This window comes from Streptomyces sp. NPDC002490 (assembly GCF_040296045.1).
Taxonomy (GTDB): Bacteria; Actinomycetota; Actinomycetes; order Streptomycetales; family Streptomycetaceae; genus Streptomyces.
Map to the genome: position 1 here is coordinate 37,084 of NZ_JBEOWM010000004.1, position 19,439 is coordinate 56,522.

17 protein-coding genes are annotated in these 19,439 nt (G+C 73.6%); 5 read left to right on the forward strand and 12 right to left on the reverse strand.

The features are described 5' to 3' along the window. Positions 1-152 precede the first annotated feature (152 nt). Positions 153-773, reverse strand: a complete 621-nt coding sequence (locus ABT092_RS03690; RefSeq protein ID WP_351239369.1) for a TetR/AcrR family transcriptional regulator — start codon at positions 771-773, stop codon at positions 153-155. A gap of 173 nt (positions 774-946) precedes the next feature. On the opposite strand from ABT092_RS03690, the gene ABT092_RS03695 reads away from it, so the two are divergent. Further along, entirely contained in the window at positions 947-4,132 is a 3,186-nt protein-coding gene (locus tag ABT092_RS03695) for a cytochrome P450 (protein ID WP_351239371.1), read from the forward strand. Between the two features lie 46 nt (positions 4,133-4,178). On the opposite strand, the gene ABT092_RS03700 is transcribed toward ABT092_RS03695, so the two are convergent. The 7 genes from ABT092_RS03700 to ABT092_RS03730 all read right to left on the reverse strand — a co-directional run bounded on the left by ABT092_RS03700 (position 4,179) and on the right by ABT092_RS03730 (position 10,930). Then, the gene (locus tag ABT092_RS03700; protein ID WP_502968380.1) at positions 4,179-5,210 is read right to left on the reverse strand and encodes an ABC transporter substrate-binding protein; all 1,032 of its coding nucleotides are present in this window, start codon (positions 5,208-5,210) and stop codon (positions 4,179-4,181) included. Then, a complete protein-coding gene (locus ABT092_RS03705; protein ID WP_351239373.1) occupies positions 5,207-5,980 on the reverse strand; it encodes an ABC transporter ATP-binding protein in 774 nt (257 codons plus the stop codon). The genes ABT092_RS03700 and ABT092_RS03705 overlap by 4 nt, the downstream gene beginning before the upstream one ends. Before the next feature lies 1 nt (position 5,981). After that, the gene (locus tag ABT092_RS03710; protein ID WP_351239375.1) at positions 5,982-7,100 is read right to left on the reverse strand and encodes a FecCD family ABC transporter permease; all 1,119 of its coding nucleotides are present in this window, start codon (positions 7,098-7,100) and stop codon (positions 5,982-5,984) included. Positions 7,101-7,349: 249 nt separating this feature from the next. Beyond that, a complete protein-coding gene (locus ABT092_RS03715) occupies positions 7,350-8,408 on the reverse strand; it encodes a pyridoxal-phosphate dependent enzyme (RefSeq protein WP_351239377.1) in 1,059 nt (352 codons plus the stop codon). Beyond that, positions 8,329-9,375, reverse strand: coding sequence for a GHMP family kinase ATP-binding protein (locus tag ABT092_RS03720; RefSeq protein ID WP_351239379.1), 1,047 nt, complete (start codon positions 9,373-9,375; stop codon positions 8,329-8,331). The genes ABT092_RS03715 and ABT092_RS03720 overlap by 80 nt, the downstream gene beginning before the upstream one ends. Further along, the gene (locus tag ABT092_RS03725) at positions 9,372-10,196 is read right to left on the reverse strand and encodes a Rossmann-like domain-containing protein (protein ID WP_351239381.1); all 825 of its coding nucleotides are present in this window, start codon (positions 10,194-10,196) and stop codon (positions 9,372-9,374) included. Before ABT092_RS03725 ends, ABT092_RS03720 begins: the two co-directional genes overlap by 4 nt. Then, positions 10,193-10,930 carry a class I SAM-dependent methyltransferase gene (locus ABT092_RS03730; RefSeq protein WP_351239383.1) on the reverse strand — a complete coding sequence of 246 codons (738 nt, stop codon included), beginning with the start codon at positions 10,928-10,930 and terminating at the stop codon, positions 10,193-10,195. Before ABT092_RS03730 ends, ABT092_RS03725 begins: the two co-directional genes overlap by 4 nt. A gap of 156 nt (positions 10,931-11,086) precedes the next feature. Here ABT092_RS03730 and ABT092_RS03735 point away from each other — a divergent pair, with 156 nt between their 5' ends. The 4 genes from ABT092_RS03735 to ABT092_RS03750 all read left to right on the forward strand — a co-directional run bounded on the left by ABT092_RS03735 (position 11,087) and on the right by ABT092_RS03750 (position 14,541). After that, positions 11,087-12,352 (forward strand): MFS transporter, encoded by a 1,266-nt coding sequence (locus ABT092_RS03735; protein ID WP_351239385.1) that lies wholly within the window; start codon positions 11,087-11,089, stop codon positions 12,350-12,352. Continuing rightward, the gene (locus ABT092_RS03740) at positions 12,349-13,173 is read left to right on the forward strand and encodes a TauD/TfdA family dioxygenase (protein WP_351239387.1); all 825 of its coding nucleotides are present in this window, start codon (positions 12,349-12,351) and stop codon (positions 13,171-13,173) included. Before ABT092_RS03735 ends, ABT092_RS03740 begins: the two co-directional genes overlap by 4 nt. Before the next feature lie 541 nt (positions 13,174-13,714). Continuing rightward, positions 13,715-14,056, forward strand: a complete 342-nt coding sequence (locus ABT092_RS03745; protein ID WP_351239641.1) for an RNHCP domain-containing protein — start codon at positions 13,715-13,717, stop codon at positions 14,054-14,056. A 35-nt stretch (positions 14,057-14,091) separates the two neighbouring features. Beyond that, the gene (locus ABT092_RS03750; protein WP_502968381.1) at positions 14,092-14,541 is read left to right on the forward strand and encodes an RNHCP domain-containing protein; all 450 of its coding nucleotides are present in this window, start codon (positions 14,092-14,094) and stop codon (positions 14,539-14,541) included. A 314-nt stretch (positions 14,542-14,855) separates the two neighbouring features. Here ABT092_RS03750 and ABT092_RS03755 read toward each other — a convergent pair whose 3' ends face one another. The 4 genes from ABT092_RS03755 to ABT092_RS03770 all read right to left on the reverse strand — a co-directional run bounded on the left by ABT092_RS03755 (position 14,856) and on the right by ABT092_RS03770 (position 19,438). Further along, positions 14,856-15,332 carry an AraC family ligand binding domain-containing protein gene (locus ABT092_RS03755; protein WP_351239389.1) on the reverse strand — a complete coding sequence of 159 codons (477 nt, stop codon included), beginning with the start codon at positions 15,330-15,332 and terminating at the stop codon, positions 14,856-14,858. 150 nt (positions 15,333-15,482) lie between these two features. Next, positions 15,483-18,005, reverse strand: coding sequence for an ATP-binding protein (locus tag ABT092_RS03760; RefSeq protein WP_351239391.1), 2,523 nt, complete (start codon positions 18,003-18,005; stop codon positions 15,483-15,485). A gap of 13 nt (positions 18,006-18,018) precedes the next feature. Then, positions 18,019-18,702, reverse strand: a complete 684-nt coding sequence (locus ABT092_RS03765) for a response regulator (protein ID WP_351239393.1) — start codon at positions 18,700-18,702, stop codon at positions 18,019-18,021. Between the two features lie 70 nt (positions 18,703-18,772). Next, positions 18,773-19,438 carry a potassium-transporting ATPase subunit C gene (locus ABT092_RS03770; protein WP_351239395.1) on the reverse strand — a complete coding sequence of 222 codons (666 nt, stop codon included), beginning with the start codon at positions 19,436-19,438 and terminating at the stop codon, positions 18,773-18,775. Between the last annotated feature and the right edge of the window lies 1 nt (position 19,439).

Here is a 19,439-nt window from a genome sequence, read left to right on the forward strand (position 1 = left end):
CGGACCCCCCGCGCGCGGCACCGCCGGACCCGGGAGGGAGATCCAGCCACCGCCCAACCCGCCCCGCCGGCCAGGGCGTTCGAATCCGCCGGGCCTCGCCGGACCCGCCTGACCATTTTCGGCCGCCCCCCTCGAAGAGCCGGCGGTGGACGTCAGCCGGCCGGGGCCGGCCGGGCGTCGGCCAGCGCCAGGGTGGCCCGGACGACCTGGTCCAGGAGTCGACGGGTCTGCGGACTCGGCTCCGGTTCACCGCGCAACAGATGGCCCATGCAGACCCCGTCCAGGCCGGCGACCAGGAAGTCCGCCAGCTCCTCCGCCGGCACCGCGTAGGCGCGGCCGGTGCGGCTACCGGTCTCGGTCAGCGCGTCCGTCGCGATCCGAACCATGTACCGGTAGTGCCGCTCCACCACGTCCCGCAGCTCGGGGGTGCGCAACGAGAAGGCGACCAGCTCGAACCAGACCAGGTTGAGCTCGGGGCGGTCCCCCATGTCCACCCAGAACGCGTCGGCGGTGGCCCGCAACGCCTCCTCCAGGCCGTTCGCCGCGGCCACCCCCCGCTGCGCCCCGGCGATCAGTTCCGCGGAGAGCGACTCCAGCACCGCCCGGTACAGGTCCGCCTTGGTGCCGAAGGTGTAGTGCACGGTCGCCTGGGCGACCCCGAGTTCCGCTGCGATCGCCCGGGTGGAGCCGGCGGCGACCCCTTCGCGGGCCATGAGTTCGATGGCCGCGGCAATGAGCTGGGGTCGACGCTCGGCGGCGGTTACATGAGCCATACAAGCCACTATAGCGACATAGTCAGACGCCTCCGTCAGTTGACTTTGTCACCCGACCATGTCGCGCGTAGGGTGGCGAGGAGCGGCCCGGGCAGCATCCGTCCGGCCGCCACGGGCGTCGTGCGCCACCCTGGGCGTCCGCGCAGCGAAGACCACCGAGGGGACACCGGCCGATGAACCCGACAGCACTCCACCGCACCACGGGCACCGCCCCCGTTCCCGAGCGGCCCCGGATCCCCGTCTTCGGGCACGCCCTGCGCATCCCGACCGACGCCTTCACCCGGTGGTCGATGCGCGAGGCACGGGAACTCGGCCCGATCTTCAACGTCCGGGCGTTCGGGGAGGACACCCTGATGGTCTCGGGCGGTGACCTGGTCGCCGAGGTCTGCGACGAGAGCCGGTTCCGCAAGACCCCCGCCCCGCTGGAGCCGGTGCGGGAGTTCGGCGGCGACGGCCTCTTCACCGCCTACGGCGACGAGCCCAACTGGCGCAAGGCGCACAACATCCTGCTGCCCGCCTTCGCCTTCGACGCGCTACGGTCCTACCACCCCGCCATGGTGCGGGTGGCCCGACGGCTGCTCGCCAAGTGGGACGCGCACGCGGGACGCCCCGTCGACGTCGCCGAGGACATGACCCGGCTCACCCTCGACACCATCGGGCTCTGCGGCTTCACCCACGACTTCGGCTGCTTCGAGCGCACCGAGCCGCACCCGTTCATCACCGCGATGGTCCGGGCGCTGGACCACGCGCAGAAGAAGACCGCGTTCATCCCCGGACTCGACCTGCTGTACGCGGCGGCCGAGAAGCGCCAGCAGGCCAACGTCCTGACCATGAACCGACTCGCGGACGACATCGTGCGCCGCCGCCGGGCCGAGGGCGCCACCGGGGACGGCCCCGACGACCTGCTGTCGCTGATGCTGCACTCCGTCGACAAGGACACCGGCGAGTCGCTGGACGACACCAACATCCGGTACCAGCTGATCACCTTCCTGATCGCCGGCCACGAAACCACCAGCGGCGCCCTCTCCTTCGCGCTCTACTACCTGCTCAAGAACCCGGCCGTGCTCGCCGCCGCCCAGGCCGAGACGGACGCCCTCTGGGGCGACGCCGCCGACCCGGACCCGTCCTACGCGGACGTGGGACGACTGCGGTACGTGCGCCAGGTGCTCAACGAGAGCCTGCGCCTGTGGCCGACCGCCCCCGCCTTCGCCGTGGAGGCCTTGGCGGACACCGTCATCGGCGGCCGGTACCCGGTCCGCAAGGGCCAGGTCGTCACCGTGGTGACACCCATGCTGCACCGCGATCCCGGCTGGGGCGACAACCCCGAACTCTTCGATCCGACCCGGTTCGACCCCGAGGCCCTGGACGCCCGCCCCGGACACCTCTACAAGCCCTTCGGCAACGGCGAACGCTCCTGCATCGGACGCCAGTTCGCCCTGCACGAGGCGACCCTGGTGCTGGGGCTGCTCGTGCACCGCTACCGCCTGCTGGACCGGAGCGACTACCGGCTGAAGATCAAGGAGACCCTGACCATCAAGCCGGACGGCTTCACCCTCGTCCCGGTACGGCGCACCAGCGCCGAACGCGCCGCCCTCGCGCCGACGCCCGAACGGGCCGCGACCGGAGCCCCGGCGCACCGGGACCCCGTCCCGAGCGGGCTGCGCGCCCCCGGCACCACCCTCACCGTGCTGTACGGGTCCAACCTCGGCACCTCGCGCGCGATCGCCGCCGAACTCGCCGACGCGGGCGCCCGCCACGGCTTCGCCACCGTCCTCGCCCCGCTGGACGACGCGGTGGACTCCCTGGACCCGGCCCACCCGGTCCTGGTCGTCGCCTCGTCCTACAACGGCCGCCCCACCGACGACGCCGGCCGGTTCCTCGCCTGGCTGGAGGAGGGCGGCGCCCCGGCCGGACTGCGGTACGCGGTGCTCGGCATCGGCGACCGCAACTGGTCCGCCACCTACCAGCGCATCCCCACCCTGATCCACGACGGCCTCGCCGCCGGTGGCTCCCCACTGCTGGAACGGGTCGCCGTCGACGTCTCCGGCGACGTCCGGGCGTCGATCGACGCGTGGAGCGCCCGGGCCTGGACGGTGCTCCTGGAGCGGTACGGGGTGCCGGTCGAGGAGGCGCCCGGGGGCGCGGCCCCCGGCGCCCGGTACACCGTGGCGGACGGCGACCCGGCCGCGGTCGAACCGCCGGCCACCGACGGCCTGCTCCCGTTCGTCGTCACCGAGAACGCCGAACTCGTCGACACCGCGCACGAACTGGGCCGCTCCAAGCGGTTCCTCCGGCTGGGCCCGCCCGGCGGCACCGAGTACCGCACCGGCGACCACCTGCTCGTCCGACCGGCCAACCCCACCGCCCTCGTCGACCGCGCCGTCACGCTCCTCGACCTCGACCCGGGCCGGGTGGTGGTGCTGCGCGCCACTAGCGGGGGCCGGCCCGCGCTGCCGGTGGACCGTCCGATGACGGTGCGCACCCTGCTCACCCACTTCGTGGAACTCGGCCGGACCGCCACCGCACGCCAGATCGGCGCACTGGCCGGCCACACCCCCTGTCCCCCGGAACGGGCCGCCCTGGAAGCCCTCGCCACCGCACCCGGCGGCGACTCGGTGGTGGACCTGTTGGCCCGGCACGCCTCCTGCCGGCCCCCGCTCGCCGAACTCCTCGACGTCCTGACGCCGATGAACCCGCGCTACTACTCGGTGTCCTCCTCCCCCGCCGCGGCCCCCCGCACGGTCGACCTCATGGTGGCCGCGCACCCGGTACCGCACCGCGACGGCACCGGCACCTTCCTCGGTACCGGCGCGGCGTTCCTGGCCGCACGGGAAGCCGGGGACACCGTGTACGCCCGGCTCGCCCCGTGCCGGGAGGCGTTCCGCCTCCCGACGGACCCCGCGGTGCCGGTGGTGCTGGTCTCCGCGGGCACCGGGCTGGCCCCCTTCCGGGCCGCCGTCGCCGACCGGGTCGCCACGGCCGGGACCGCCCGGGCCGCGATGCTGTGCTACTTCGGCTGCGACCACCCGGACGTCGACTACCTGCACCGGGCGGAGTTGGAGGCGGCCGAGGCCGCCGGCGCGGTCGGGCTGCGCCCCGTCTTCTCCCGCGCCCCGCGCGGGGGCGCACGGTTCGTCCAGGACCGCCTGCTCGCCGAAGGCGCCGAAGTGTGGGGGCTGCTGGCGGCCGGGGCGCACGTCCGGGTCTGCGGCGACGGCCGTGCCATGGCCCCGGCGGTGCGGGAAGCCCTGCGCACCCTGCACCGCCGGCACGCCGGTTCCACGGCCGAGGGGGCCGAGGCGTGGCTGTCCGCGCTGATGGCCGAGGAGCGTTACGTGGAGGACGTCTGGGCGGGCTGAGCCCCGGCGGGCCGGTCCCGTGCCGGTGGGCACGGGACCGGCGGCGTCAGCGCTTCAGGGTGCGGAGGTAGTCGGCGAACTTCTCCAGGCCGTCCACGTTCCGCGGGCCGCTGATGCCCTCGTTGTAGTTCAGGACGAAGAACCGGTCGTTCTTCACCGCGGGCAGCTTGCTGGTGCGGGGCGACTCCTTCAGGAAGTCGATCTTCTTCTGGGCCGGCTGGTCGCCGTAGTCGAGGATGATGACGACCTCGGGTGCCGCCTCGGCGACCGACTCCCAACTGACCTGGGTCCAGCGGGCGTCCAGCCGGTCGAAGACGTTCCGGCCGCCGGCGGTCTCGATGATGTCGTTGGGCGGCACCTGGTTGCCGGCGGTGAACGGCTGGTCGGTGCCCGAGTCGTAGAGGAAGACCCGCGGACGCTCCCCCGCCGGCACCCGGCGGGCCACCGCGGCGACCCGCTCCTTGAGCCCGTCGACGACCTTCTCGGCCCGTTCCTCCACCCGGAAGATCGCGCCGAGCCGTTCGAGGTCGGTGTAGAGCGCCTCGAAGGGGGCGGTCCGCTGCGGGAAACGGGGGTAGTTGTAGCAGCTCTCGGTGTGCATGAAGCTCTGGACGCCGAGCTTGTCGAGGATGTCGGGGGTGATGCCCCGCTGGTCGCTGAAGCCGGAGTTCCAGCCGGCGACCACCAGGTCGGCCCGGTGGGAGACGATCAGCTCCTTGTTGAGCAGGTCGTCGCTGAGCATCGTGACCTTGGCGTACTCCGACGCCCAGGGCGACTGGCTCACGGGCGGGTTCGCCGGCGGCAGGACGTAGCCGAGGACGTGGTCGGTCAGGCCGAGGCTGAAGAGCTTGTCCGCACTGCCTCCCTCGTAGGCGACGGCGCGTCGGGGGACGGTGTACGACACCGGCTCGCCGCAGCGCTTGACGGTGACTTCGGCGCTCGCCGCGTCGTCGGTGTCGACCTCGGCGCCGCAGGCGCTCAGCAGGGCGACGGCCGTCAGCGCGGCCCCGAGGGCGAGGAACCGGCGGGGGGCGGAAGGGGCGGAGGCCGTGGGCATGGGTGCGTTCTCTCTGTTCATGGGTCGGGGGTGAGCGAGTACAGGAGTTGGGGGCCACCGGTCAGCGGGTGGCGGACGACGCTGGCCCGTACGCCGAACACCTCGTGGACGAGGTCGGCGGTGAGGACCTCCTCGGGGGTGCCCGAGGCGACCAGCCGGCCGTGGGCGAGCACCCCGAGCCGGTCGCAGGCCGCCGCGGCGAGGTTGAGGTCGTGGAGGACGACCAGCACGGTGATCCCCGCGGTGCGCAGCCGGGACAGCAGCGCGATCTGGTGCCGGACGTCGAGGTGGTTGGTGGGTTCGTCCAGGACCAGGACCGCGGGTTCCTGGACCAGGGCGCGGGCCATCAGCACGCGTTGGCGTTCGCCCCCGGACAGGCTCAGCACCCCGCGGTGGGCGAGGTGGGCGACGTCCAGCCGGTCCATGGCCGCCTGGACCAGGGCCCGTTCGCGGGCGTCCGGAGCCCGGTTGCCCGGGAGGTGCGGCGCGCGGCCCAGGGCGACCACCTCCGCCACGGTGAAGTCAAGGTCGACGGTGCCGTCCTGGGTGAGGGCGGCCAGGGCCCGGGCGCTGCGGCGCAGGCTCAGGGTGGCCAGGTCGGTCCCGTCGATGCGCACCACGCCGCTGGTCGGCTTCAGCGCCCGGTACACGCAGCGCAGCGCGGTGGACTTGCCGCTGCCGTTGGGGCCGACGAGACCGACCACCTGGCCCGTGCCGACGTGCAGGGACAGGGCGTCGACCAGTCGGGAGCCGTCCACGGCGACCGTGAGGTCCTCCAGGGTCAGTTCCATCTCAGCGGCCTCCGAAGACGTAGCTCCTGCGCTGCATCAGCGCGATGAAGACGGGGACGCCGACCAGGGCGGTGATGGCCCCGAGCGGGAGTTCGCGCGGGGCCACCGCGGTGCGGGCGACGAGGTCGGTCCAGACCATGAAGACGGCCCCGGCCAACGGGGCGACGGCGAGCACCCGGGCGTGGCCCGCTCCCACCACCAGGCGCACCAGGTGGGGCATGACGAGTCCGACGAAGCTGATGGCGCCGCTGGCGGCCACCATCACCCCGGTGACCAGGGACGCGAGCACGAGGAGCAGCCGTCTGTGGTGGTCGGGGCCCACGCCCAGGCTGGCCGCGGTCTCGTCGCCGAGCGCCATGACGTCCATCGTCCGGCTCCACCGGTGCAGCAGGGCGGTGCCGAGCAGCACGGCGCCCGCGACCACCGGGAGCGATTCCCAGTTCGCCGCGCCGAAGCTGCCCATGCTCCAGTACAGGATGGTGCTGGTGGCCTCGCTGTTGGGCGCCAGGTAGACGATCACGCTCATCACGGCCTGGCAGCCGAAGGACACGGTGACGCCGATGAGCACCAGTCGGAGCGGGGAGAGCGAACCGGAGCGCGTGGAGACCAGGTACACCAGCGCGGACGCGATCAGGGCGCCCGCGAAGGCGCCCACGGACATCGCGTGGACGCCGAGCACCGCCAGCGAGCCGGTGACCGTGACGGCGACGGCTCCCACCGAGGCCCCCGAGGAGATGCCGAGGACGAACGGGTCGGCCAGGGCGTTGCGCACCATCGCCTGGACGGCGACGCCGATCGCGCTGAGTCCGGCCCCCACCAGCGCGGCGAGCAGGACCCGTGGGGTGCGGATCTCCCAGACGATGTGGTAGGCCGTGAGGTCCCCGGCGGGCAGGGTGCCGCCGGTGAGCGCCGCCCACAGGAAGCGGGCGGTGTCGCCGGGGGCGACGGCGGCCGGCCCGAGGCCGATGGCCAACAGCATCGAGACCAGGAGCAGGGCCGTGAGCACCGCACACACGGCCAGGACCGCTCCGCGTCGGTGGAGGGGTGCCTCCCGGGCGGGCGGTGCGGGCTTCGGGGGGCCGGTTCCGGGGCGGGTGGCGGCGGTGGAGGTGGAGGTCATGGCCGGGCCCGCCGGGTGCTGGCGGGCGCCGTCGACGAGGCGGCACGAGGGTGCATGCGAGGGGTTCCTGACGGTGCGGCGGAGTGGTGGGGCGGGCGCGCACGGCCCGCGGGCCGGGGAGCGGGGGCCGTCCGGTGCGCACCGGCCCCGCGGTTCTCCGGGGTCGCGCCCGGGGAGGGGCCCGGCCCGCCGGAGCGGCGGCCGGGGCACCCCCACCGAACGTTATTGACAATGATTTCCATTCTTATATCACGGAGCGGCCCCGGCGCGGGAGGCCCCCTCGCCCACCCGGCCGTCGAACCCGGAGCCACCGGGTCCCACCGGTCTTCGGTTCCACCGCATCCGGGACCAGGGGAGGACGAGTTCCCGGGGCCCTGCGACCTCGCGCGGGGCGAGGTCCGCCACCGGGACCGCCTCCTCGTGCCGGGCGAACACCGAGTCGACGTACCGGTGACCGGTGTCGGCGGCGACGAAGACCACCGTCCGGTCCGGTGCGCGGTCCCGCTCCCAACGGGCGGCGAGGTAGGCCGCTCCCGTGGAGAGTCCGGCGAAGACGGCGCGGGAGCGCAGCAGGTCGACGCTGCCCGCGAGCGCCGCCTCGAAGGCGAGCCAGTGGATGGTGTCGTAGAGGCCGTGGTCGACGTTGGCGAAGGGGATGGAGCTGCCGATCCCGGCGATGATGATCTCCGGATCGCGGACGTGGGCACTGCCGAAGGTGACGCTGCCGAAGGGTTGGACGCCCACGAGGCGCAGGTCCGGGGCGCGTTCCCGCAGTGCGCGGGCGAGCCCGCCGGTGGAGGCGCCCGAGCCGATCCCGCCGACCAGGGTCAGCCGCTCGGTGCCGAGCTCCCGACGGATCCGGTCCGCGACGGTGCGGTAGCCGAGGTAGTGGACCTCGTCGTGGTACTGCCGCATCCAGTGGTACTCGGGGTGCTCGGCCAGCAGTGCGCGGACCCGGGCCACCCGGCGGTTCTGGTCGAGCTTCAGGTCGTCGCTCGGCTCCATCTGCTCCAGGTGGGCGCCGAGGACGGCGAGTTGGGTGCGCAGGGCGTGGTCCACGGTGCTCGACCCGATGATGTGGCAGCGCATGCCGTAGCGGTGGCAGGCCAGGGCCAGCGCATGGGCGTAGATGCCGCTGGAGCTGTCCAGCAGGGTGTCCCCGGGGCGCACCACCCCGGTGTCCAGCAGATGCCGTACCGCCGCCAGGGCGGAGACGACCTTCATCGATTCAAAGCGCAGGCAGACGAAGCCGTCGTCCAGCCGTATCAGGTCCGGTCGGGCCATCGCCTCTGCCGGGTGTCGGTCCATGCGGGAACTCCTCGCCCGTGGGGAACGTCGTGAAGGTTCGGGTGACGGGGATGCCGTCGTGGTGCAGGGCGCGCGCGCAGTCACGCAGTCGGGCGTCGAGCCCGGGGGCGGTCGGGTCGAAGAGGAGACCCGCCACGCTGCCGCTGTGCGCGATCTGCACGCCGGTGGCCCCGGTCCGCTCCGCGATCCGTACCAGCCGGTCGAACTCCACCCGTGGGAGGACCCGTTGGGACAGGCGGGCACTCTCGGTCGCGATGTGCCCGAGGAGTTCGACGTCCGCGTCGCCCACCGCCCGGCGCAGCAGCCGGCGCAGCCGCTCGTAGCCGGCGAGGTCGTCCGGGCCGGAAGGCCGGGAGGGCAGCGACAGGGTGTCCACCGGGCGCCCTTCGTCGAGTGCGCAGCCCACCACCACGGCGGGCGGCAGCGCCTCGCCGAAGGTTTCGAGGACCCGGCCCTCCCGTTGGGCGAACAGCCTCGGGCGGTCGTCGAGCATCAGCGGATCGGTCGCCTTCTCGGCCGCCACCGCGAGGCGGGCGACGGCCTCCGGCGCGAGCCGGCGTCCGTACGCGTCGGCGACCGCGCGCACCGCGGCGACCACGTCGCTGCTGGACGATCCCATCCCGAGGCCCAGCGGGACCGTTCCCCCGAGCCGCAACACGCCGCCGGGGGGCGGGGCGTGGGGCCCGGCCCGGTGGCATTCCGCCAGGGCGAGGGTCGCCGCCCGTAGGGCCTTGGTGCGGTCGGCCGGCGTCACCGTGAGGGGGCCGGGCGTCCCGTGCGGGTCGGGGGTGAACTCGGCGCGGGTGCCCGGTCCCGTCATCGGCAGGGTGACCAGGCCGGCGCAGGCGCGCCCCCGTTCGTCGAGGAACACGCCCTGGAGGATCTCCCCGTGGTGGCAGGAGGCGCGGCCCCGGCCGACGGCGGCACGGCCGGGGGGACGGGCCCGGGGGACGGACCGTCGGGTCATGAGGTGCGGTCCGCTCGGTAGCGGTAGAGCGTGGTCGGTCCGGCGCTGAACTGGGAGAAGGGAAACGGTTCTGCGGACAGGGCGCTCACCCCGGCCCCCAGGAAGGCCCGTGCCACCGCGCTGCCCGACTGGGCGTAGACGGTGAGCGGGATGCCACGGGCCCGGCACCGGGCCAGCAGGGTGTCGAAGGTGCCGTTGCCGAGGGTCATGCCGGTGGCGACCACGGCCTCCGCGACGTCGAGGACCTCCTCCATGTCGTCGGTCACCGCGTCGCCCCACTGGGTGGTCCGCAGGTTGAAGTCGCACGGCAGGGGAACGCCCCCGCGCTCCCGGATCGCCGCCACCAACGGGTTGACCACGCCGATCAGTCCGACCCTGGCGCCCCGCGGGACGTCCAGCAGGCCGGCCACGGCCGCGTCCCGCGCCCGGGCCCGGACCTCCGGGGTGCCGGCGGGCAGGGTCACCGGTTCGGCGCCGGGGTCCCCCTCGTACGGCCGGGCGTCCGCGAGCACCGCGTCCAGCGCGGCGATCCGCAGCGGGCGCGGAGCCTCCCGCAGGAGCACGTCCAGGGGGGCGCCCGAGGCGTCCTTGCAGACGGCCGCGTCGATCTCGCCGGGCTCGAAGGCACAGGCGCCGAACGCCCCGCGCAGTCTGACCAGGACGTACTGGTTGAGGTAGGTGGTGTCCCCACCGGCGAGCCGGGTGCCGTGGTGGAGCCAGAACACGCTGGTGGCCACGGACCCGGCGGGATCGACGCCGTGGGCGCCGTCGAGCACGGAGGCCATCAGCCCGTCGACGGCGGCGGGGTGCGGAGCGGTCATGCCCGACCTCCTCGGGTCAGTCGGAACAGGAGGGTCACGACGCCGTCGCCCCAGTCGTGGTGGTGGGCGATCTCCGGCACGAGCCGCCGGTCCCACGCGTGTCGGACGATGGCCGGCAGGTCGGCGGTGTTGGAGACGACGACGAACGCCTCCCCCCGCTCGGCCAGGAGGTCCCGTTCGTCGAGTTGGGCGAAGAACCGCTCCAACAGGGGCGCCCCCACGCAGACGTTGCGGATGACGTCGGGATCGGTGCTGACCAGTTCTCGGACCGCGGGCGGGTTGAAGGTGACGACGTCCAGGCGGACGCCGTCGGGGAGGGCGTCGAACACGTCGCTGACGAGGGGGTGGAGGGGAGGTGCGGCGTCCTGACCCACGATCCTGCGGTAGTGGTCGGCGGTGGCGGCGACGCTGCCGGGGTGGACGTCCAGTGCGTAGACCTCGCGGGCGCCGCGCACTCCGGCGGCGACGGCCTCGACCCCCAAGCCGACGCCCATGGCCGCGTAGACCCGCCCGCGGACCTCGATCCGGCCGTCCAGCACCCGCTCGTGGATCAGGCGGCTGGTCCAGCCGGGGAGGAAGACCCCGGGCGGCGCCTCGAAGGACCAGCCGTTCCAGGCGTGGTGGCGGGTGGTGTGCAGATCGGCCTTCGGTTGGTTGAGCGCGATGACCCGGGCGGCGGGCAGGGGCGGCGGTAGTTGGGCGAGCAGGGCGGAACCGGTCGCTGTGGTGTCCACGGAACTCCTCCTGGTGGAAGGGCGATGGGTGTGCGCGGGGCGGATCAGCCAGTACTCTAACGATAATCATTTTCATCATGCTACCCCCGGGGCCCTCCTCGCCCCTCGCCGGGCCGGGGTCCGAGGGGGAAGCCCGAGACGAAGGAGGCCCCTGCCGTGCAGACCTCACCCCCCGCGACCCCCGCCCGCGAGGCCGGTCCGCCGTCCGGCCGTTCCCTACTCCGCGACCCGGCCTTCCTGCGGCTGTGGTCGGGCACCACCGCATCGGGCCTCGCCACCTGGGCCCTGCCCTTCGTCCTCGGCCTCGCCGTGCTCGACCGCGTCCTGACCCCCACCGGTCTGGGCCTGGTGCTCGCCGCCCGCACCGCCGGGTTCCTGCTCGCCGTCCCCGTGGGCGGGGTACTGGCCGACCGCCACTCCCGCCGGGGCGTCGTGCTGTGGTCGGGGCTCCTCGCCGCCGGCGCCGCACCGTTGCTCGCCTTCGGCGCCGGGCACTCGCTCCCGCTGATGGTGGTCGCCGCCGCCGTCACCGGGGCCGGCCAGGGGGCCTGCCGACCGGCGTTCCAGGCGCTGACGGCGGAGGTCGTCGAACCCGACCGCCGCAAGCAGGCCAACGCCGCCATGACCCTGTCGATCCGCACCAGCACCCTCACCGGCCCCGCCCTGACCGCCCTGCTCGCCCTGGTCCTCGACACCGGCACCCTGCTGCTGGGCACCGGACTGCTCTGGCTCGTCGCCGCACTGGCACCGGGCGCCGGCCGGCCCGGCCCGGCCCCCGCCGTCCACCGGACGTCACTGCTCGCGGAGTTCGCCGAGGGCGTGCGGGAAGCCCGGCGCCACCCCTGGTTCGTCGCCGGCCTCGCCGCCCTGACCACCGTGATCGCCACCGGCTACTCCGCCACCGGCGTCGCCCTCCCCCTGGTCAGCCGCGACCGGTACGACACCGAGGTGGTCCTCGCCGCCGCCACCACCGCCTACACGGCCGGCGCGCTGGCCGCCGCGCTGCTCATCGCCCGGTGGCACCCCGCCGCCGAGGGCTGGACCGCCCTCGCCGGACTGGCCGCCTACGGCCTGGCCCCGCTGAGCCTGCTGCTGCCGGTGCACCCCGTGGTCGTGATCGCCGCCTACGCCGCCGCCGGCATCGGCATCGAACTCTTCAACGTCCCCTGGTTCACCGCCACCCAGCGCGAGATGGCCCCCGACAAGCTGGCCCGCGTCTCCTCCCTCGACTTCATGCTGTCCTACGGGCTGGCCCCGGTCGGACTGGCGCTCATCGCACCGGCCATCGACGCCTTCGGGGCCCGCCCCGTGCTCGCCGGCTGCGCGCTGGCCTGCTTCGTCGCACCCGCGCTGGCCGCCCTCGTGCCGAGCGCGCGTCGCTTCTCCCGGGACGACGCTCCGCATGGCAACCTCGCCGGATGAGTGCGCACCACACCACCTCGACCACGACCCCCTCGACCCGCGGCCCCGCCCCGGCCGCACCGGGCCGCCACCCCACCGCGGGCATCACCCCGGCCCGGCTCGCCGCCGACGACACCGAGCGGGCCCGGGAACTCCTCGCCCGGCAGGGCGCGGTGGTCCTCAGCGGCTACGGCACCACCCCGGACGCCCTGGTGGAGGCGGCCGCCCGCACCCTCGGCAGCCGACTGAGCGAACTCTTCCCCCAACGGCTGCGGGCCTCGCGGGACGGCGGCCCCGTGCATCTGCACGCGGACGGCTTCGACGTCGTCGTCGACGTCGCCGGCGTCCCCGTTAGGCGCCGCCACCCCGACGAGGACCACGTCCTCCTCCAGTGCGTCGAACCCGCGCGCACCGGCGGCGAGACCTTCCTCGTCGACGCCTACCGCTTCGTCGACGCCTGCGAGAGCGAGGACCCGGACCTGTGGGACTTCCTCACCGGCTGCGACGTCGACCTTTACGGGGCCTGGGCCGGGCTGCGCGGACTGCCCGCCACCCCCCGGGTCGCCCGCCACGTGGAGTACACCCGCACCGGACGGCGGGTGGTGCGCCGCGGGGACGGCGCGGTCCCGCTGCACCGCGACCCCGACGCCGACCGGATCAGCGCCCTGCTCACCCGGTTCACGGAGACCGTGCACGCGCTCGAAGCGGACCTGCCCCGCATCCGGCTCGACGCCGGTGACGTCCTCGTCCTGGACAACTACCGCTGCTGGCACGGCCGGGACGCGCACACCGGGGCCCGTCAGGTCCGCATCCTCACCCTGCGCACCACCGACGCCCGGTGAGCCCGCCCGGCGCGGCCCGCGGCGGTGCGGCGGGCCGCGCCGCGGCACACCGCGGAAAATCGGTTGGCCGGTCCGCGGGGACGTTGTTACCGTCCTCGAACGCCCGTACCAGGGCGCCCCGCGGCCCCGGGCCGCGGCCCTCCTCCCCCGGGCCCCCGGCCCCGGAAAGCGGTGATGTATGCCCCGGCCCCTGCCGAGCGCGCCTCGTGGAGACGTGAGCGCAACCGGCTGCTGACCCCGCCGCCACCGCCGTGCGCCGCCGCCGACCCGATCGGCCCCGGTGCCCGACGACTTCCGTGCGCGGGTCCTCCCTGCCGCATGCCACCACCCCGCCCGCCCCGTCCGGACCGGGCCCGCCGTCGCGCCCCCGCGCCGCCGGTGGTGTTCCCGGGCGTGAGCGCGGAGCCGCGGGTCCCCGTTTCCCGACGCCGCTCGGTGCCTCCTGCTGCCCATCGCCTTCCTTCCAGCCAGGAGACCCAGGGTGTCCACCCTTCACCAGGGCCACGGCCCGTCCGACCGACCGTCCCCGCAGCCCGGTCCCGTGCTGCGCACCCGGACCTTCACCTGCGTCCGCTGCGGGCTCACCGTCGGCACGCTCGACCCCGCGGGCGCCGTCCGCAACCACTGCCCGAGTTGCCTGCACTCCCAGCACCTCGTCGACCACGTGGCCGGCGGCCGGTCCGACTGCCGCTCGCGGATGAGCCCCCTCTCCATCGCGGTGCTGCGCACCGGCGACTGGCGGGTCGTCCACCGCTGCACCCGCTGCGACGAGCTGACCTCCAGCCCCGTCAGCCCCGACGACAACCAGCTCATCCTCATGCGGATGGCCGTCCGTCCGCTGGCCCAACCCCCCTTCCCCCTCGACGTCTTCGCCCAGTGGTGACGAACGCGACCGAGCGACCGGAAGGAGAACGGACCGTGCCCCGACGCACCAGACGCACCGCTGACGCCCGCCCCGGAGAAGGAGGGCGCCGCGGCACCCCACGGCCCCAGCGGCCCAAGGACGTGTTGCACGGCCCGGGCGGTGAGCGTGGGGAGTCGTTCCGCTGCGCGGGCTGCCGGTTGGACGTGTCCCTGCACGCCCCCGGCACCGCGCACCGCAACCACTGTCCGCACTGCCTGTTGAGCCTGCACGTGGACGGCCGGGTACCCGGCGACCGGGCCGCCCGGTGCCGGGGACGGATGCCGGCGCTCAGCGTGACGGTGCGGGAGGACGGCGAGTGGCTGATCATCCACCAGTGCCGGTCCTGCGGGGAACTGAGCGCCAACCGGATCGCCGGGGACGACCACCCCGTCTCGCTGGTCCGGCTCGCCATCCGCCCGCTCGGGGACCTCGCCACCCCGGTGCGCGCCTTCGCGCTGTACTGATCCGCGCCGTACCGACCCGGACGGCCCTTCGGGGCCGTCCGGGGCACCGGTCCGCGTCCGCCACCGTCGCCCGGGTCTCACCCCCGGGCCGGCGACCGCACCCCCGCACAGAGGGCGCGGTCGCCCTTCGCCGGACGCGGACCGGCTTGTGACGCCCGAGATCGATGGTGGCGGACCGTCCGAGGACACGCCACGGTTCCTGCCGGCTTTTGCTCTGTACTGATCAGCTTTTTAGGTCGCGTTGAGCGATCCCGTCCGTGGTCTTGACCGAGTCGCCCCGGACGCGCACGGTCCCGAGACCCACCTCGACGGGCTCACCGCAAGGCGGTACCGCACCGGGCGCAGAAGCGGGCGCCCGGCTCGCGCGTCGGCTGGCCGCACTCCCCGCACGGCTCCCGCACCTCCTGCGCACCGGCACCCGTGGTCACGGGTCCCCGACGGATCGTCAGCCCGGGACGTCGGCGGTGCACCGTGAGGTACGTGAGCCCGTCCCCGTCCGCACCGATCTCCCGGGCCGTGCCGCGGGGCAGCCAGACCACCGCACCGGGCAGCGCCTCCTGGCGCGCCCCGTCCACCACCAGCCAGCCGCCGCCCCCGGTGACGTACACCAACACGTCCAGGTCGGGCTCCACGTGTGCGGCCACCGTGGCGCCCGGCCGCAACCGGATGACGTTGGCGTCGAGTTGACGGGCCCGGGCCGCGAGTCGCCACAGCGCACCGCCGTGCCCGCGCGGGGCGCCCCGCACCAGTTCGGGGACACGTGCCAGCACCCCGGTCGACGAAGAAGACATCACACCTACCACCTCCGGCCCGAACTGGGCATATTACCCACACCGGGACCCGACCACCCCCGCACGGGGCGCGCACCGAACCGCCGTGCCGTGCGACACGCGCCGTGGGCGCCGTACGTGCCTCCACCCGAGCGGGACGGGGGGACCGGGTCAGCCGGCGACGTCCGGACCGGGGGCGCAGCGCAGCGACAGGACCATGGTGAGGCCACCGCCGGGGGTGTCCTCCGCGGTGAGGGTGCCGCCCATGGACTCGGTGAACCCCCGGGCGACGGCGAGCCCGAGGCCGACCCCGGCGCCGCGCGGGGCGTCCCCGTGGCGCTGGAAGGGCTCGAAGATGCGCTCCTTGGCCTCCTCGGGGACGCCCGGTCCGCGGTCCACCACCCGGATCTCCACCCGGCCGGCCATGGCGCTGGCCGAGACGAGGACCGGGGTGAGGTGCGGGCTGTACTTGACCGCGTTCTCGACGACGTTGGCGACCGCCCGTTCCAACAGGCCCTTGTCGACCTGGACCATCGGCAGCCGCGGCGGGATGTGGAGCAACACGCTCACCGCGGGGTCGGCCAGTCCGCCCAGGGCCATCGGCACGACCTCCTCCAGGTCGATCGCCCGGATCAGGGGTTGGACGGTGCCGGTCTGGAGCCGGGACATGTCGAGCAGGTTCCCCACCAGGTGGTCGAGGCGGTCGGCCCCCTCCTCGATCGCGGCGAGCAGTTCGGTCTGGTCGTCCTCGGACCAGGCGACGTCGTCGGAGCGCAGCGAGGAGACGGCGGCTTTGATGCCGGCGAGGGGGGTGCGGAGGTCGTGGCTGACGGCGGCGAGGAGGGCGGTGCGGATGCGGTTGCCCTCGGCGAGGCGGCGGGCCCGGTCGGCCTCCTCGCGCAGGCGTCGGCGGTCCAGCACCACCACCGCCTGGGCCGCGAAGGCTTCCAGGACGCGGCGGTCCTCGGCCGGCAGCACCCGCCCGGACAGCGCCAACGCCAGGTGGTCGTCCACCGGCACGTCCACGTCCGCGTCCTCCGGACGTTCCGCCGGGGCGGGACCCACGCTCCCCACGCACGTCCAGGGCGCCACGTCACCCTCCCGCTCCAGCAAGGCCACCGACTCCATCCCGAACGTCTCCCGCACCCGGTCCAACAACGCGTCCAGCGACGTCTCCCCCCGCAACACGCTCCCCGCCAAGAACGACAACACCTCCGACTCCGCCCGCAACCGCGCCGCCTGATGCGTACGCCGCGCCGCCACGTCCACCACCGACGCCACCGCCACCGCCACCCCCACGAACACCACGATGGCCAGCAGGTTCTCCGCGTTGGCGACGGAGAAGGCGTGCAGCGGCGGGGTGAAGAACCAGTTCAACAGCAGCGAACCGAAGGCCGCGGAGGCCAGCGCTGGCCAGAGTCCGCCCAGCAGCGCCGCGGCCACCGTGAGCGTCAGGAACAACAACATGTCGTTGGCCAGGCCGACTTCGGGGGCCGCCAGGTCCAACAGCAGGGTCAGCAGCACGGGACCGACGATGCCGGTGAGCCATCCCCACACGATCCGCTGCCGACCCAGCCGCGCACCCCGCGCCACCGGCAACCCACGCCCCCGCGCCACCTCCTCGTGCGTCACGATGTGCACGTCCAGATCAGGACCCGAATCCCGCGCCACCGTCGCACCCACACCCGGCCCGAACACGTACTGCCACGCCCGACGCCGCGAAGACCCCAACACCACCTGCGTCGCATTCACCCCACGAGAAAACTCCAACAACGCAGACGGCACATCATCACCCACCACATGATGAAACGTCCCCCCCAACCCCTCCACCAACCCCCGCTGCACCGCCAACTCCTTCGGCGACGCCGCCGTCAACCCGTCACTCCGCGACACGTACACCGCCAACACCTCACCCCCCGCCCCCTTCTCCGCCAACCGCGCCGCACGCCGTATCAACGTCTCCCCCTCCGGACCCCCCGTCACCCCCACCACGATCCGCTCCCGGGAGCCCCAGATCTTCTTCACCCGGTGTTCGCTGCGGTACTGCTGGAGGTACTCGTCGACCCGGTCCGCCACCCACAACAACGCCAACTCGCGCAACGCCGTCAAATTCCCCGGACGGAAATAATTCGACAACGCCGCATCGACCTTGTCCGACTGATAAATGTTCCCGTGCGCCATCCGACGCCGCAACGCCTGCGGCGACATGTCCACCAACTCGATCTGATCCGCCCGCCGCACCACCTCATCCGGCACCGTCTCCCGCTGCCGCACCCCCGTAATCGACTCCACCACATCACCCAACGACTCCAAATGCTGAATGTTCACCGTCGACACCACATCAATCCCCGCCGACAACAACTCCTCCACGTCCTGCCACCGCTTCGCATTCCGCGACCCCGGCACATTCGAATGCGCCAACTCATCCACCAACACCACCACCGGCCGCCGCGCCAACACCCCCACCACATCCATCTCCTCAAACACCCCACCCCGATACCCCACCCCCACCCGAGGCACCTGCTCCAAACCGTGCAACATCACCTCCGTCCGCGGCCGACCATGATGCTCCACGAACCCCACCACACAATCCGTCCCCCGCTCCACCCGCCGATGCCCCTCCGACAACATCGCATACGTCTTCCCCACACCCGGCGCCGCACCGAGATAAATCCTTAGCCTGCCGCGTCCCATGTTCCGGTGGTCCTCATTTCTCGAATCGATACCCCCTACCCGGTTCGGTGATGAAGTAGCGCGGGTGCGGTGGATCGGGTTCCAACTTGCGGCGCAACTGGGCCAGGTACACCCGCAGGTAGTGGGACTTGTCGCTGTGGGACGGCCCCCACACCTCGTGGAGCAGTTCCCTGCCCCCCACCAGCCGGCCCGGGTTGGTGACCAGGATCTCCAGGATGTGCCACTCGGTGGGGGTGAGCCGCACGTCGTGCCCGCCGCGCACCACCCGCTTGGTGACCAGGTCGACGGTGAAGTCGTCGGTGGCGATCGCCGGCGGGTTGACTCCGCCGACGACGCTGCCGCCGCGGCGGGCGGCGGCCCGCATCCGGGCGAGGAGTTCGTCCATGCTGAACGGCTTGGTCACGTAGTCGTCGGCCCCCGCGTCGAGGGCGGCGACCTTGTCGTCGGGCGACCGGCGCGCCGACACCACCACCACCGGCACCGGGCCGCGTTCGCGCAGGGCCCGCAGCACGGCGACGCCGCTCATGTCGGGCAGCCCCAGGTCGAGGAGGACCACGTCCGGCGGGTGCGCGGCGGCGCTGTCGAGGGCGGTGGCGCCGTCCGAGGCCGATGCGGTGTCGTAGCCCCGGGCTCTGAGGGTGATGACCAACGCCCGTACGAGTTGCGGATCGTCCTCCACCACCAGGACCCGGGTCATCGGTGTGCAGCCTCCTGCGGTCGGTGCGCGACGGGTGCGGGAGCCGGTGCGCCGGCTCCCGCACCCCGGTTCAGCGCTGGGTGAGTTCCTTCAGGGCGATGTTCAGTTCGAGCACGTTGACGGTGGGTTCCCCCAGGAAGCCGAGGAGCCGGCCCTCCTCGTGCTCGTCCACCAGGTGCTGCACCCGCTCGACGGGCAGGCCGTTGCGGGCGGCGACCCGACGGACCTGGAGGTCCGCGTAGGCGGGGGAGATCGCCGGGTCGAGGCCGGAGCCGGAGGAGGTCACCGCGTCGGCGGGCACGTCCTTCGGGTCGACCGGGTGGCCGGGCACCGAGTTGTCCTCGACCACGGCGGCCTTGGCCTGCTTGACCTGCTCGATCAGCTCCGGGTTGTCCCCGGCCAGGTTGGTGGCGCCGGAGAGCAGCAGCTCGTACTGGGTGTTGACGGAGTTGGTGCCGAGGCCGTTCTGCGGCCGGCCCTGGAACCAGCGCAGGTCGGGGGCGCGGTCCTGCTCCCCCTCCTTCGCGGGCAGCAGGTACGACTGGCCGATGAGGGAGGAGCCGACGACCTTCCCGTCGGAGGTGATCTCGGACCCGTTGGCCTTGTCCCGGAAGGCCGTCTGGGCGATCCCGGTGACGAGGAGCGGGTACAGGACGCCGGTGACCAGGGTGAGCACCAGCAGGGCGCGCAGCCCGGCGCCCAGGAGTCGGGCGGTGGTGAGGACGGAGTTGTTCATG